We start from the raw sequence: 13,882 nt of genomic DNA on the forward strand, positions 1-13,882 counted from the left end.
GGACGACCGGCCCGGGTCGCCGCCTGGCCCCACCGGCTCCGGCCGGCAGGTGCCGCCCGGCCCCGTCCCGCCGGCCGGTGTGCGACGGGTGCGCGGTGGCCGGGTGCCCCGGCACCCCGGTGGCCCCGCACCGGGCGGTTCCCGTCCGGGTGGCCCGGCACCCACCGGGTCCGGTCCGGCCGGGCCCGCCCCCACGACGCCGGCCCCCGGCATGCCCGGGCCGGTGCTGCCCGGCCGTGGCCCGGCGCGGTCCGGCCCGGCCACGCCGCCACCCGGGCTCCCCCGGGCGACCGGCACCGGCGGCCACCACCCGGCGGGCGGCCCCACACCGCCCCCACCGGACCACCGCAACCCGGCAGGCGGCCCCACTCCTCCCCCGCCGGGCAGCCGCAACCCGGCCACGCCCGCACCCGGCCTCCCCCGGCCGGTCGGCACCGGCGGCCACGATCCTGCTGGCCCCGGCCCGGCCGTCCCCACGACCGGCGCCACCGGCCATCCCGGTCCGGCAGTCCCCGCGACCGGCGCCACCGGCCGCCCCGGCCCGGCCGTCCCCACGACCGGCGCCACCGGCCATCCCGGCCCGGCCGTCCCCACGACCGGCGCCACCGGCCATCCCGGCCCGGCAGTCCCCGCGACCGGTGCTACCGGCCGTCACGGTCCGGCCGGCAGCACCGGCGGCGTGCCCGCCACCGACCGGCCGGCGGCAGCACCGACGGGACCGGCCCGCACCGGGCCCGACGACGCGCCGAACGGTGACCGCCGCGCCGCGCCGGAGCCGCCCGCCGCGCCGGGACGCGGCCCCGGACCGGAACGCGCCACTCCGGAACGCGGCGCAGGTGAACGCAGAACAGGTGAACGCGGCGCAGGCGAACGCGGCGCAGGCGAACGTGCGGCCGCACCGGAACGCGCGGCGGAGGGCCGGAAGGCCGCCGGGAAGGCGCCCGCCCGGAGCGCCACCGACTCCCGGGAGACCCAGATCTCGGCGGTGCCCCGCCGGCTGCGCCGCCGCTACGCAGACGAGGTCGCCGACGAGCCACCCGCCGGTGCGCCGGGCGGGACGGGTGCGGCGGCCGGGCCGGGCAACGCAGCGGACGCAGGCAACCCGGCCGGAGCCACCGTGACCGGCGCACCGGCGACCGGTCCGGCCGCGGCCGGACCAACAGCAGCCGGCGCAACAGCAGGCAGCGCGACGGCAGCCGGCGCGACAGCAGGCGGCGCGACAGCAGGCAGCGCAACGGCAGGCGGCGCGACAGCAGGCAGCGCAACAGCAGGCGGCGCGACGGAAGCGACCGGGGCCACGCCCACCCGCCCCGACCACCGGCGCTGGGCCCGGATCGGCGCGGCCGCGGCGGCCGCGCTGGTCCTGGTCACGACCGCGTTCGGGTTCAGCGCCCGCGGCCAGGTGTACGACGGGATCCGGCCGGCCGCGGCGCTCGCCCCGGACTCCGACGCGATCCTGGACGCCGACACCCAGACCGGCGACCGGAACATCCTGGTCCTGGGCCTGCAGGCGGACCGAGCGGACGCACCGGAGTCGGCCCGCACCGACACCGCGGTCCTGGTCCACCAGCCGGCGGGCGGCGGCCAGCCGGTGACCCTGTCGGTGCCCGCGACGCTCGAGGTGGCCCGGCCGCCGTGCGACCGCTGGGACCCGGCGACCGGCAGCTACGGCGACACCGTCCCGGCCGAGTCGCGGACGGCGTTCGCGACCGCCTACGACGTCGGCGGCCCGGCCTGCACCGTCGGCGTCGTGCAGCAGCTCACCGGCATCCCGGTGACCGGTGTCGTCGCGCTCGACCTGGCGGGCACCCCGGAGCTGGTCGACGCCGTCGGCGGGATCCGGGTCTGCACCGAGCGCCCGGTGGTCGATCCGGTGCTCGGGCCGGTCGTCGAGGGTTCGGGCTCGGTCCCGCTGGACGGCCCGCTCGCCCTCCGGTTCGCCGCCGCCGCCGCGACCGCCGACAGCTCCCCCGCGAACCGGGTGCAGCGCCAGCAGCGGGTGCTCGGCGCGGCGCTGGGCGACGCGCTCTCCACGACCTCGCTGCTCACCCCGGGGGCCGCCGGCCGGGCCGCCGAGGGTGTGTCGGCGGCGATCGTCGCCGACGGCGTCGATGCCGGGGAGATCCTGACCCTGGCCCGCGGCCTCGGCCGGGCCGGCACCGCAGGCGACGGGAGCACCCCGCTGTTCCTGGGCCTGCCGGTCTCCGAGACGCCGAACACCCGCGGGCACCTGGAGCTGCAGCGCAGCGACGCGCGGGCGCTGTTCGCCGCGCTGCGCAAGCACGAGCCGCTGCCCGAGTCGGCGACCGCGCCGGCCGCCCGGTCCGCCGCCGCCCCGGCGACCGCCGGGACGGTCGTCGACCTGGTCGACGCCACCGGCTCCCCCGGCTCGGTCGACCGGATCGCCGAGAACCTGCGGGAGCGCGGCTACGAGATCGGCGCGGTCCGCACCGGCGATCCCGCCGAGGGCGCGACGGTCCGCTACTCCCCCGACCGGACCGATGCGGCGGGCACGCTCGTCGGCGTGCTCCCCGGGGCGTGGCCCGCACCGGACCCGACCGGCAGCGGACGGCTGGAGATCGTCGTCGGGGCGACCGGCACCGCCCCGGTGCAGGCCGTCCCGGCCGACGACGCCGACTGCTCCTGAGCGCCGCGGCGGTGCCCCGGGCCCTCCGGACGTCGGACACCGTTCATCGTGGGTTCATCCGCCGAGGCTGACCGGGGTCGACACCGGCTCTAGGCTCGGGGCATGCGCGACACGTACCAGGAGCAGCTGGACGAGCTGGCGTCCGGCCTGGCGGGGATGTGCGACGACGTCGCCGCCGCCATGGACCGCGCGACCCGCTCGCTGCTCGAGGCCGATCTGCAGCTCGCCGAACAGGTCATCTCCGAGGACGTCCGGATCGACGGGGTCCGTGCGACCGCCGAGCACCGGGCGTTCGGGCTGCTCGCGCTGCAGGCCCCGGTGGCGACCGACCTGCGGGTCGTCGTCGCCGCGATCCACGGTGCGGGTGACATCGAGCGGATGGGCGATCTCGCCCTGCACGTGGCGCAGGCGGCCCGGCGGCGGCACCCGCAGTCGGTGCTGCCCGACGAGGTCAAGCCGTACTTCACCGAGATGGGCCGGGTCGGGGTGGCGCTGGCCGAGAAGGCGGGCCGGGTGATCCGGAGCCGGGACCTGGAAGCGGCGACCGAGCTGGAGGTCGACGACGACGAGATGGACGACCTCCACCAGCACATGTTCACCGTGCTGATGGACCGCAACTGGACGCACGGGGTGTCCGCCGCCGTCGACGTCGCGCTGCTCGCCCGGTTCTACGAGCGTTACGCAGATCACGCGGTGGCCGTCGCCCGGCGGATCGTCTACGTCGTGACCGGCCAGATGCCGGGCCCGCTGGCCGTCTGAGGGTCGCCGCACGGCGCGCGGGAACCCCGGCGCCCGCCGGATCGCGTTTGGCGGTGAGACGGCCGGGGCACACCTGAGCCATGGAACACGCGGGGTGTGTCGTCACCGAGGTGACCGGCACGTCGGACGAGAGCGTCGAGGAGGCGATCCGGAACGGCGTCGGCCGGGCCGGACAGTCCCTCGAGTGGTTCGAGGTCACCGGTGTGCGCTCCACCGTGCTCGCCTCGACCGAGCGTTTCCAGGTCGACCTGCGGGTCGGCGTCCGGATGGCCGCCTGAGCGCCCGGTACGCGCCGCCCGTTCACCGACCGTTCATCGCAGTCCCGGCGAGGCCGCCGTCCGAGCCGATCTAAGGTCGTGGGCATGCGCAGGGAGACACTCGACGACAACCTGACGCAGCTGCAGGCCATGCTCGACGAGATGGGCCCGCTGGTCGTGACGGCGTTCCGCAACGCCTCCGAGGCCCTCCTGCACAACCGTCGCCGGCTGGCCGAGCAGGTCGTCGCACGCGACCACATCATCGACGGGCACCGGGCCGCGATCGAGTTGCTGGCCGTCGAGACGATGGCGCTGCACCAGCCGATGGTGAGCCCGCTGCGGTCGGTGATCACCGCGCTGCGCTGCTCTCAGCAGCTGGAGCGGATGGGTGACCTGGCCCGGCACGTCGCCGAGGTGGTCGTCCGGGCCGGTGACCGGCCGGCGCTGCCCGAGCAGGCCGTCGAGCTGTTCACCGAGTACGGCGCGCTGGTCACCGCGCTGGGGCACAAGGCCGTCACCGTGCTCCGCACCCGCAACGTCGTCCTCGCCTGCGAGCTGGAGTCCGACGACGACGCGATCGACGAGGTGCACCGCTCGGTGTTCGAGCTGATGTTCGGGCCCACCTGGGCGGCCGGCGTGCCCGCCGCGGTGGATGCCGCGCTGCTGGCCCGGTTCCACGAGCGCTACGCCGACCACTGCGTGCACCTGGCGAATCACGTCGTCTACGCGGTCACCGGGGCCACCCCGGACGAGGTCACCCTCTGACCGGCACACGGGTCGGCCCCGGCACCCACGCGGGGCACCGGGGCCGGACGGTCCGGGGCCGGCTCAGCCGAAGCGGCCGGAGACGTAGTCCTCGGTGGCCTTCTGCGACGGCTGGGAGAAGATCGTCTTCGTCTCGTCGATCTCGACCAGCTTGCCGGGCTTGCCGGTGCCCTCGATGTTGAAGAAGCCGGTGAAGTCGCTGACCCGGGCGGCCTGCTGCATGTTGTGGGTCACGATGACGATCGTGTAGTCGTTCTTCAGCTCGTTGATCAGGTCCTCGATCGCGAGCGTGGAGATCGGGTCCAGCGCCGAGCACGGCTCGTCCATCAGCAGCACGTCCGGGCGCACCGCGATCGCGCGGGCGATGCACAGCCGCTGCTGCTGGCCGCCGGACAGGCCGGAACCGGGCTTCTCGAGGCGGTCCTTGACCTCGTTCCACAGGTTCGCGCCGCGCAGCGAGCGCTCGACGGTGTCGTCGAACTCGGCCCGCGACGCCCGGCGGTTGTTCAGCTTCATCCCGGCGATCACGTTGTCGTAGATCGACATCGTGGGGAACGGGTTCGGCCGCTGGAACACCATGCCGATCTGCCGGCGCACGCCGACCGGGTCGACGTTCGCCCCGTAGAGGTCCTGGCCGTCCAGCTCGAGCCTGCCCTCGACGCGGGCGCCCGGGATGTTCTCGTGCATCCGGTTGATCGAGCGCAGGAAGGTCGACTTGCCGCAGCCGGACGGCCCGATCAGCGCGGTCACCGTCTTCGGGTTGATCGTCATGTTGACGCCCTCGACCGCGAGGAACGAGCCGTAGTAGATGTTCAGGTTCTTGGCTTCGACGCTCTTACCCATGGCGGGATGTCCTATCGGGTCTTCGGGGCGAAAAACTTCGAGATCAGCCGGGCGACGACGTTCAGCACCATCACGATGAGCATCAGCACCAGGGCCGCGGTCCACGCCCGGTCGAGGAACGGCTCACGGGGCACGCCGGGCACCGCGTAGGAGTAGTAGGAGAACACCGGCAGGGTCGCCATCCGGCCGTCGAACGGGTTGAGGTTCACCCCGGTCGCGAGGCCGACCGTGACCAGCAGCGGCGCCGTCTCGCCGATCACCCGGGCGATCGCCAGGGTGATGCCGGTGGCGATGCCGCCCGCCGTCGTCGGGATGACGACCTTGAGGATCGTCCGCCACTTCGGCACGCCCAGCGCGAACGACGCCTCGCGCAGCTCGTTCGGGACGATCTTGAGCATCTCCTCGGTGGAGCGCACCACGATCGGGATCATCAGCACGGTGAGCGCGACGGCGCCGACGAAGCCGAACCGCACGCCCGGGCCGAGCAGCAGCGCGAACAGCGCGTAGGCGAACAGGCCGGCGACGATCGACGGGATGCCCGTCATGACGTCGACGAAGAAGGTGATCGCCCGGGCCAGCCGCGAGTTGTTGCCGTACTCGACCAGGTAGATGGCGGTCAGCACGCCGACCGGGATGGACATGGCCGCCGCCAGCCCGGTGATGATCAGGGTGCCCTGGATGGCGTGCAGCGCACCGCCGCCCTCGCCGACCACGCCCCGCATCGAGTTGGTGAAGAAGGTGGCGTCGAACCGCTCCCAGCCCTGGCTGACCACGGTGTAGAGCACCGAGACCAGCGGGATCATCGCGAGCAGGAACGCGCTGGTCACCACGACCGTGACCAGCCGGTCGGCGGCCTTGCGGGCACCCTCGACGACGCGTGACGCGGTGTAGGTGGCGCCCGCGTACACCACGGCGGTGAAGAACAGCCACAGCCCGACGCCGGAGCCGATCGCCAGCACCACGCCCGCCATGACGGCGGCGGTGACGGCGAGGATGCCCAGCGGCGCCCACCGCGGGAGGCTGCCCTTGCGGCGCAGGACCGCCGGTGTGGCGGAGGCGGGGGCCTCCAGCCCGGTTCCGGTCACGGGGACCTCTCCGGTGCGGTCGGGTTCGGTTCCGGTGGACATCTCAGTTCGCTCCGGAGAAGTCGCGGCGGCGCTCGACGATGTAGCGGGCGAGCATGTTGACCAGGAGGGTGATCACGAAGAGCACCAGACCGGACGCGATCAGCACGTTGACCCGCAGCCCGGACGCCTCCGGGAACTGCAGCGCGATGTTCGCCGCGATCGTCGCCGGGTTCTCGGAGCTGATCAGGTTGAAGGTGATCGCGCCGGACACGGAGAGGATCATCGCGACGGCCATCGTCTCGCCCAGTGCGCGGCCGAGGCCCAGCATGGCCCCGGAGATGATCCCGGAACGGCCGAACGGCAGGACCGCGAGCCGGATCATCTCCCAGCGGGTGGCGCCGAGCGCGAGCGCGGCCTCCTCGTGCAGCTTCGGCGCCTGCAGGAACACCTCGCGGGCGACCGCGGTGATGATCGGCAGGATCATCACCGCCAGCACCAGCCCGACGACCAGCATGGTGCGGCCGGTGGTCGACGGCGGGCCGGCGAACAGCGGGATCCAGCCGAGGTTGTCGGCGAGCCAGGTGGACAGGCCGACCGAGAGCGGCGCCAGCGTCCAGGCGCCCCACAGGCCGTACACGATCGAGGGGACCGCGGCGAGCAGGTCCACGATGTAGCTGAGCCCCTGGGACAGCCTGCGCGGGGCGTAGTGGCTGATGAACAGGGCCACCATGACGGCCAGCGGGGTCGCCACCACCAGCGCGATCACCGCGCTGAGCAGCGTGCCGAAGATCAGCGGGGCGACGTAGAGGACGATCCCGCCGGGCAGCTCCGACTCGGAGGCGGTGATCGCCGGGAAGGCCTCGATGAGCAGGAAGGCCGCGACCCCGGCCAGGACGACCAGGATCAGGATCCCGGCGCCCTTCGCGGAACCGGCGAAGATGCGGTCACCGAGCTGCGAGACCGGCTTCCCGGCAGGGCGCTCAGGCGGGGCGTGAGTGGTGGTCACAGTGATCCCTGGATGTGCGGACGTGCGCTGGGCAGGGTCGGAACGGCACCCGGAGCCCCGGGCCGCGCGTCCATGATGAACACCGCCCGGGGCTCCTGGCTAGATGACATACGACTCGATCTCCAGTGGTCGCAGGACCCGCTCAGCCACCGGCCGAGATGCTGTCGATCACGGGCGTGATCTCGCCGCGCAGGGTGTCCGAGAGCGGGGCGGAACCGGCGGCCTGGGCCGCGGCCTCCTGGCCCTCGGCGCTGACGACGTAGCTCAGGAACGCCTTCGCCACGTCGGCCTGCGCCTGGTCCGGGTAGGTCGGGCAGGCGATCAGGTAGGACACGAGCACCACCGGGTAGGCGCCGCCGGCGGCGGTCCGGTTGAGCTCGTAGGCGAACGAGCCGTCGCCCTGGCCCTCGACCCGCTGGGACTCCTCGAAGATCTGCGCGGCGGCCTCGGCGGTCGGCGCCACGTCCTGGTCGCCCAGCTTGACGTTCGCCTGGCCCAGGTCGCCGGCCTGCGAGGCGTCGGCGTAGCCGATGGTGCCGTTGCCCGCGTTCACCGCACCGATCACGCCGGAGGTGCCCTGGGCGGCCTCGCCGCCCTGGATCGGCCAGTTGCCGTCGGCCTCGTCGGTCCAGACGTCCGGCGCGGCCTGGTTCAGGAAGTCGGTGAGGTTCTCGGTGGTGCCCGACTCGTCGGAGCGGTGCACCGGGGTGACGGCGGTGGCCGGGAGCGTGACGCCGGGATTGTCGGCGACGATCGCCGGGTCGTTCCAGGTGGTGATCTCGCCGCGGAAGATCCCGGCGATGGTGGCCGGGGAGAGGCTGAGGTCCTGCACGCCGTCGAGCTTGAAGACGATCGCGATCGGCGAGACGTAGTTCGGGATCTCGATGACCGAGCCGCCGCAGCGCTGGCGGGCCTCGTCCAGCTGCTCGTCGTGGAGGTAGGCGTCCGAGCCGGCGAACTGCACACCGCCCTGGATGAACTGGGTGCGGCCGCCGCCGGAGCCGACCGGGTCGTAGTTCACGGTCGCACCCGGGTTGGCGTCGCCGAACCCGGCGATCCACGCCTGCATCGCGGCCTGCTGCGAGCTCGCACCGGCGCCCGAGATCGTGCCGGAGACGCCCTCGCCCTCGGCCGCGCCGCCACCCTCGTTCGCCGCGCCGCAGCCGGCGACGAACAGCGCACATGTGGTGGCGACGCCGACGGCCGCCAGGCGCGCCCGGGGCGCGCGCCGCTTCGTCTTCACTGCAGGTTCCTCCGTGGTCGGCCGGTGCCGTTCGGGATGACGGCCCGGGGTGGCCGTCCGAGCGCAGACGCTAGGAGCCGCCGTTGGACGCAGGACCCACGGAAGATGAACGTGGAATGAACAGGACCGCCGGTCGGGGGATCCGTGTCACACGATCGACGAGCGGCGACCGGACGATGATCACTCCCGGGTGTAGTTGACGTCGGCGGCGTGCACCCCGAAGCCGAGCCGCTCGTAGACCCGGACGGCGGGGGCGTTGTCGGCCTCGACGTAGAGCAGCACGGTGCCGAGCCCGCGATCGCGCAGGTGGTGCAGCCCGGCCAGGGTCAGCACCCGGCCCAGGCCGCGGCCGTGCGCGGCCGGGTCGACGCCGAGCACGTAGACCTCGCCCATCGCGGGCTCGTCGCCCGCGGCGGGATGCACCTTGGTCCAGTGGTAGCCCAGCAGCGTGCCGGACGGGTCGGTGGCCAGCAGGAACCCGTCGGCGTCGAACCAGTCCTCGGCTTGCCGGGCGGCGAGCTCGTCGCCGGTCCAGCCGCCCTGCTCGGGATGCCAGTCGAAGGCGGCGTTGTTGACCCGCAGGAACTCGGCGTCGTCCCGGCCGGGGACGAACGAGCGGAGGGTGACGCCGTCGGGGAGCTCCACCTCGGGCAGCGCCGGCGCGTCCGGCCCGGCCAGCGGGCGGCGCATCTGCCACAGCACCCGGTCCCGGCGGTAGCCGCGGGCCGCGGCGAGCGCCTTCGCGGCGTCCAGGTCGCCGTGCGCCCACACGTGCGGATCGGGCGTCGCCGCCTCCAGCGCCGTGACCAGGGCGCTGCCGATCCCGCGCCGGCGCCGGTCCGGGTGCACCGCCAGCTCGGCGTACCCGCCGTCGAGCTGGGCGTACCCGTCGACCGCGACGTCTCCGGCACCGCCGGTGCTGACCAGGTGCAGCACCCCGTCCGCGGTCGCGCCGGGACGCAGGTTGCGGAGGAACGCCTCGGACAGCGGCTCCGCGCCGTCCGCGCGCGATGCGGCGGCGAGCAGTTCGTGCACCGCGGCGGCGGTGTCGGCGTCGAGTCGGGTGAGCACCTGCGGATCCACGGGCCGGACCCTAGTGCCCACCCGATCGACGGCGTCGGTATCGGTGTCGGCGTCGGTGTCGGTCAGCGCGAGGAGAGCGCCCCCGGGGTGGTCCGGCCCGGGGGGGTCGGACGGGCCGCTCCGGGGAGGCGACGGTCGGCGGGTTCGGGATCGGTCTCGCCCTCCGGGTCCGGCGGGGCGGTGAGACCGCCGCGGGACGGCCGGACGAACTTGTAGCCGACGTTGCGCACGGTGCCGATCATCTGCTCGTGCTCACCGCCGAGCTTGGCCCGCAACCGCCGCACGTGGACGTCGACCGTCCGGGTGCCACCGAAGAAGTCGTACCCCCAGACCTCCTGCAGCAGCTGGGCCCGGGTGAACACCCGGCCGGCGTGCTGCGCGAGGTACTTGAGCAACTCGAACTCCTTGTACGTGAGCTCGAGCAGCCGGCCCTTGAGCCGGGCCGAGTAGGTGGCCTCGTCGATGACCAGCTCGCCGAGCACCAGCGCACCGCCACCGGATGCGGACTCCGCGCCGGGCCGCGAACGCAGCAGCCGCAGCCGGGCGTCCACCTCGGCGGGCCCGGTGTCCGGCAGCAGGATCTCGTCCACCACCCACTCGCCGGAGACCGCCACCAGACCGCCCTCGTTGAGGACGGCGATGACGGGGACGTCGGTTCCCGTACTGCCGAGCAACCGGCACAGGCTCCGGGCCGCCACCAGGTCACTGCGGGCGTCGACGAGGACCGCGTCGTGCGGTCCGGCGTCGAGCAGTGCGGCCACCTCGGGGGCCGCGGTCCGCACGTTGTGCGGGAGCAGGGACAGGGCAGGCAGCACGGCGGCCGCGTCGGGAGCCGTGGTCAGCAGGAGCAGTTCCATGGACTCCTCCTCTCGCGCGATACGTGGACGATACCGCCACGTCACGCGCTGGTCAGCCGGATCGCGATCAGCCTCACGCCCGCCGGGTGTATCGATCCACCCGGATCGGCCTACCGGACCTGTCCGGAAGGTGAGGTCGGGGGTCGGGCGCGGGCACGGAGCGTCAGGTCTCTACCGTTCTGGGGTCCCGAACCCGCCACAGGGAGGCACCGCCCGTGGGAGGCACCGTGAAGCGGGCGCTCGCCGCCGTGCTGGCCGTGGCCGCCGTGCTCGTGCTGGCCGATCTCGGTACCGGCGCCGCGGCGGAGTCCGGCATCGCCCGGCAGATGCGCGACACCCTCGACCTGCCGGAGGACCCGGCCGTGCGGGTGACCGGCCTCTCCTTCCTGGCCCAGGCGGTGACCGGCCGCTACGGCAAGGTCGAGGTGAGCATGGATCGGGTGCCGATCGGCCCGCTGCGCACCCCGGAGGTGCGCGCGGAGCTCTACGGCGTGCGCGCCCCGCTGTCCGCGCTGGTCGGCTCCGGCCCCGCCGAGTTCCGCGCGGCCGCCGCCGAGGGGGCCGTCCGGATCAGCCCGAACGACGTCCGGCGGATGGTCGTCGCGGCCGGCGGGCCGGCCGCCGCGGTCGAGCGGCTGACCGTCGAGGAGGTCGACGCGAACGCGATCGACACCGCGATCCGGGCCAGCGCCGACCCGACCCTGCGCGGCACCGACCCGCGCACCGCCGCCCGGTTCGTCGCCGAGCTGCCGGTGGACGGCTCGGACACCCGGGTGGGCGTGCTGAGCGCGCTCGTCGTCACCGACGGCGTGCTGCGGATCGTGCCGCGCGACGTCCGGGAGATGGACACGAACGAGCCCGTCCCGGCCGCGGTGCGCGACTCGCTGCTGCGCGCGCTGGCCGTCGAGCTCGATCCCGGGACGCTCCCGCTGGGCGTCACGCCGACGTCGGCGTCGATTCCGGAGTACAACGTCCTGGAGATCTCCGGGGCGGTCCGGGATCTGGACATCGGCGGGGACGGGGCCACCCGCTCCACCAGCTGACCCGGGGAGGCGCAGGTGCAGACCGGTGGACTGGTCGTGCTGATCGTGGTGCTGGCGCTGGCGACGGTGGCCGGTCTGGTGCTGCGCAACCGCTCCGGGCGGGTCCGGACGACGACGGCCCGGGCGGCCGGCCCCGGTGGCTGGGAGCTGGCCGGGATCGCGCCGGACGGCAGGCGCGCCCTGCTGCTGCAGCTCTCCTCGCCGGTGTGCACGCCGTGCCGGCAGACCGCACGGTTGCTCGGCGACCTGGCGGCCGCCGATCCGGGGCTCGCGCACGTCGAGGTCGACGTGGCCGAGCGGATCGACGTGGCCCGCGCGCTGGGTGTGCTGCGCACCCCGACCACCGTCGTCTTCGACGCCGCGGGCGGCGAGATCCTGCGCGTCTCCGGGGTCCCGCGCACCGACGAGCTGACCGGCGCCCTGCCGGCCGCACCGGCCTGACCGGACACCCTCCCGCTCCGTGACGCATCGGCGGGGCGCACGGGGTGTGCGGGTCGCTCCGGGTCGGTTACGCTCGGGGTGTGAACTGGCCGCTGACCCGACGCCGCGCAGTTGATCTGTGCCGCCTCGCCGGCTGCCTCTGTCTGGACTCCTGACCCGCGTGCCCTCCCGCCGCGGCGTCCGTCGGGCGCCCGGCTGAAACCCGGTTCACCAGGAGTGTCCATGTCCGTCACGGACAACGGGCCCGCGCGCACCGAGCCCCGGCTCGACCCGCGCGGTGTCCGGTTCTCCGCCGCCCTCACCACCGTCGTCCTGGCGCTGGTGCTGGTCAGCGGCAGCGGCCTGCTCGCCATCGCGCAGGCCGTCGTCTTCGCCGTCGGCGCCGTCGCCGGGATGCGGTTCGCCCCGTACGGGGCGCTGTACCGGGTGCTGCTCGCGCCGCGGCTGGGGCCGCCCACCGAGTGGGAGGACGCCGCCCCGGTCCGCTTCTCGCAGACCGTCGGGCTGGTGTTCACCGTCGTCGCCGCCGCCGGGTACCTGACCGGCCTGACCGCGCTCGGCGTCGTCGCCGCCGCGGCGGCACTCGTCGCGGCGTTCCTCAACGCGGCCTTCGGCTACTGCCTGGGCTGCGAGATGTACGGGCTGCTCGCCCGCCTGCGCGGTGGCGGCACCGCCGCCGCGCGCCCCTGACCGTCCACACCTTCACGCGACACGATTCGGGAGAGATCACACATGAGCCGCGAGGACGTCCTCGTCACCGCCGACTGGGCGGAGCAGAACCTGGAGACCGACGGGGTGGTGTTCCTCGAGGTCGACGAGGACACCACCGCCTACGACGGGGGTCACATCCCCGGCGCGGTGAAGGTCAACTGGACCGACGAGCTGCAGGACCCGGTCCGCCGCGACATCGTGACCAAGGAGCAGTTCGAGCAGCTGCTCGGCGCCAAGGGCGTCTCGAACGACGACCTGGTGGTGCTCTACGGCGGCAACAACAACTGGTTCGCCGCCTACGCCTACTGGGAGTTCAAGCTCTACGGCCACGACAAGGTCGTGCTGCTCGACGGCGGCCGCAAGAAGTGGGAGCTGGACGGCCGGACCCTGACCACCGACGTCAAGGACCGCCCGGCGACCTCCTACACCGCGAAGGAGGCCGACACCTCGATCCGCGCGTTCCGCGACGAGGTCGTCGAGGCCATCGACACGAAGAACCTGGTCGACGTCCGGTCGCCCGACGAGTTCTCCGGGAAGATCCTGGCCCCGGCCCACCTGCCGCAGGAGCAGTCGCAGCGCCCGGGGCACATCCCGTCGGCCATCAACATCCCGTGGTCGAAGGCCGCCAACGAGGACGGCACCTTCCGGTCCAACGAGGAGCTGGCCGCGCTGTACAAGGAGGCCGGCTTCGACGAGGGCCGGTCGACCATCGCCTACTGCCGGATCGGCGAGCGCTCGAGCCACACCTGGGTGGTGCTGCACGAGCTGCTCGGTCACGCGGACGTCAAGAACTACGACGGCAGCTGGACCGAGTACGGCTCGCTGATCGGCGTTCCGATCGAGCTGGGAGCGAAGTGACATGTGTGGTGCACCCGACCAGACCGTGAGCCTGCCCGCGGGCACGGACCTGGAGAAGGAGACCGTGCTGGCCGGACGCGTGGTGGCCGGGGGCGACCCGGTCGGCGGCGCGTTCGTCCGGCTGCTGGACGGCACCGGTGAGTTCACCGCCGAGGTGGTGTCGTCGGCGTCCGGGGACTTCCGGTTCTTCGCCGCCCCGGGCACCTGGACCGTCCGGGCGCTGTCGCGCTCGGGCAACGGGCAGTCCGAGCTCGTCGCCGACGGGCCGGGACTGCACCAGGCGGAAATCACCGTCGCCTGAG

Annotated in this window: 16 protein-coding genes; 10 read left to right on the forward strand and 6 right to left on the reverse strand. The window is 74.0% G+C overall.

All coding sequences use genetic code 11. The features are described from left to right. Positions 1–1,117 precede the first annotated feature (1,117 nt). The 4 genes from ABD160_RS20425 to phoU (ABD160_RS20440) all read left to right on the forward strand — a co-directional run bounded on the left by ABD160_RS20425 (position 1,118) and on the right by phoU (ABD160_RS20440) (position 4,428). Positions 1,118–2,647, forward strand: coding sequence for an LCP family protein (locus ABD160_RS20425; RefSeq protein ID WP_344024855.1), 1,530 nt, complete (start codon positions 1,118–1,120; stop codon positions 2,645–2,647). 102 nt (positions 2,648–2,749) lie between these two features. Further along, entirely contained in the window at positions 2,750–3,406 is a 657-nt protein-coding gene (gene phoU / locus ABD160_RS20430) for a phosphate signaling complex protein PhoU (protein WP_344024857.1), read from the forward strand. 110 nt (positions 3,407–3,516) lie between these two features. Continuing rightward, positions 3,517–3,684, forward strand: coding sequence for a dodecin domain-containing protein (locus tag ABD160_RS20435; RefSeq protein WP_344024859.1), 168 nt, complete (start codon positions 3,517–3,519; stop codon positions 3,682–3,684). 84 nt (positions 3,685–3,768) lie between these two features. Continuing rightward, complete coding sequence (gene phoU, locus ABD160_RS20440) at positions 3,769–4,428, forward strand: phosphate signaling complex protein PhoU (RefSeq protein ID WP_344024860.1); 660 nt, start codon at positions 3,769–3,771, stop codon at positions 4,426–4,428. A gap of 63 nt (positions 4,429–4,491) precedes the next feature. On the opposite strand, the gene pstB is transcribed toward phoU (ABD160_RS20440), so the two are convergent. The 6 genes from pstB to ABD160_RS20470 all read right to left on the reverse strand — a co-directional run bounded on the left by pstB (position 4,492) and on the right by ABD160_RS20470 (position 10,527). Beyond that, the gene (gene pstB, locus ABD160_RS20445; protein WP_344024862.1) at positions 4,492–5,271 is read right to left on the reverse strand and encodes a phosphate ABC transporter ATP-binding protein PstB; all 780 of its coding nucleotides are present in this window, start codon (positions 5,269–5,271) and stop codon (positions 4,492–4,494) included. A gap of 11 nt (positions 5,272–5,282) precedes the next feature. Beyond that, positions 5,283–6,398, reverse strand: coding sequence for a phosphate ABC transporter permease PstA (gene pstA / locus ABD160_RS20450; protein ID WP_425563639.1), 1,116 nt, complete (start codon positions 6,396–6,398; stop codon positions 5,283–5,285). A 1-nt stretch (position 6,399) separates the two neighbouring features. Continuing rightward, positions 6,400–7,344, reverse strand: a complete 945-nt coding sequence (gene pstC, locus ABD160_RS20455; protein WP_344024866.1) for a phosphate ABC transporter permease subunit PstC — start codon at positions 7,342–7,344, stop codon at positions 6,400–6,402. Between the two features lie 142 nt (positions 7,345–7,486). Then, the gene (gene pstS, locus ABD160_RS20460) at positions 7,487–8,587 is read right to left on the reverse strand and encodes a phosphate ABC transporter substrate-binding protein PstS (RefSeq protein ID WP_344024868.1); all 1,101 of its coding nucleotides are present in this window, start codon (positions 8,585–8,587) and stop codon (positions 7,487–7,489) included. 180 nt (positions 8,588–8,767) lie between these two features. Next, complete coding sequence (mshD, locus tag ABD160_RS20465; RefSeq protein WP_344024870.1) at positions 8,768–9,670, reverse strand: mycothiol synthase; 903 nt, start codon at positions 9,668–9,670, stop codon at positions 8,768–8,770. A gap of 62 nt (positions 9,671–9,732) precedes the next feature. Further along, a complete protein-coding gene (locus tag ABD160_RS20470) occupies positions 9,733–10,527 on the reverse strand; it encodes a winged helix-turn-helix transcriptional regulator (RefSeq protein WP_344024872.1) in 795 nt (264 codons plus the stop codon). A 215-nt stretch (positions 10,528–10,742) separates the two neighbouring features. Between ABD160_RS20470 and ABD160_RS20475 the strand changes: the two genes are divergently transcribed. The 6 genes from ABD160_RS20475 to ABD160_RS20495 all read left to right on the forward strand — a co-directional run bounded on the left by ABD160_RS20475 (position 10,743) and on the right by ABD160_RS20495 (position 13,881). Then, entirely contained in the window at positions 10,743–11,570 is an 828-nt protein-coding gene (locus tag ABD160_RS20475; RefSeq protein ID WP_344024874.1) for an LmeA family phospholipid-binding protein, read from the forward strand. Positions 11,571–11,585: 15 nt separating this feature from the next. Beyond that, positions 11,586–12,011, forward strand: coding sequence for a thioredoxin family protein (locus ABD160_RS20480; protein ID WP_344024876.1), 426 nt, complete (start codon positions 11,586–11,588; stop codon positions 12,009–12,011). 80 nt (positions 12,012–12,091) lie between these two features. Further along, positions 12,092–12,166 (forward strand): Ms5788A family Cys-rich leader peptide, encoded by a 75-nt coding sequence (locus tag ABD160_RS33350; RefSeq protein WP_358481078.1) that lies wholly within the window; start codon positions 12,092–12,094, stop codon positions 12,164–12,166. Positions 12,167–12,233: 67 nt separating this feature from the next. Beyond that, entirely contained in the window at positions 12,234–12,701 is a 468-nt protein-coding gene (locus ABD160_RS20485; protein ID WP_344024878.1) for a DUF4395 domain-containing protein, read from the forward strand. 42 nt (positions 12,702–12,743) lie between these two features. Continuing rightward, positions 12,744–13,580 (forward strand): sulfurtransferase, encoded by an 837-nt coding sequence (locus ABD160_RS20490; protein ID WP_344024880.1) that lies wholly within the window; start codon positions 12,744–12,746, stop codon positions 13,578–13,580. Between the two features lies 1 nt (position 13,581). Then, the gene (locus tag ABD160_RS20495) at positions 13,582–13,881 is read left to right on the forward strand and encodes a DUF1416 domain-containing protein (RefSeq protein ID WP_344024882.1); all 300 of its coding nucleotides are present in this window, start codon (positions 13,582–13,584) and stop codon (positions 13,879–13,881) included. Position 13,882: the final 1 nt, after the last annotated feature.

The organism is Pseudonocardia kongjuensis (assembly GCF_039526905.1).
Classification (GTDB): Bacteria; Actinomycetota; Actinomycetes; order Mycobacteriales; family Pseudonocardiaceae; genus Pseudonocardia; species Pseudonocardia kongjuensis.

Excerpts from the sequence above, each read along its gene's own strand:
- phoU (WP_344024857.1), top strand. The coding sequence starts at position 2,750 with ATGCGCGACACGTACCAGGAGCAGCTGGACGAGCTGGCGTCCGGCCTG.
- phoU (WP_344024860.1), top strand. The coding sequence starts at position 3,769 with ATGCGCAGGGAGACACTCGACGACAACCTGACGCAGCTGCAGGCCATG.
- pstB (WP_344024862.1), bottom strand. The coding sequence starts at position 5,271 with ATGGGTAAGAGCGTCGAAGCCAAGAACCTGAACATCTACTACGGCTCG.
- pstA (WP_425563639.1), bottom strand. The coding sequence starts at position 6,398 with ATGTCCACCGGAACCGAACCCGACCGCACCGGAGAGGTCCCCGTGACC.
- ABD160_RS20470 (WP_344024872.1), bottom strand. The coding sequence starts at position 10,527 with ATGGAACTGCTCCTGCTGACCACGGCTCCCGACGCGGCCGCCGTGCTG.
- ABD160_RS20485 (WP_344024878.1), top strand. The coding sequence starts at position 12,234 with ATGTCCGTCACGGACAACGGGCCCGCGCGCACCGAGCCCCGGCTCGAC.
- ABD160_RS20490 (WP_344024880.1), top strand. The coding sequence starts at position 12,744 with ATGAGCCGCGAGGACGTCCTCGTCACCGCCGACTGGGCGGAGCAGAAC.
- ABD160_RS20495 (WP_344024882.1), top strand. The coding sequence starts at position 13,582 with ATGTGTGGTGCACCCGACCAGACCGTGAGCCTGCCCGCGGGCACGGAC.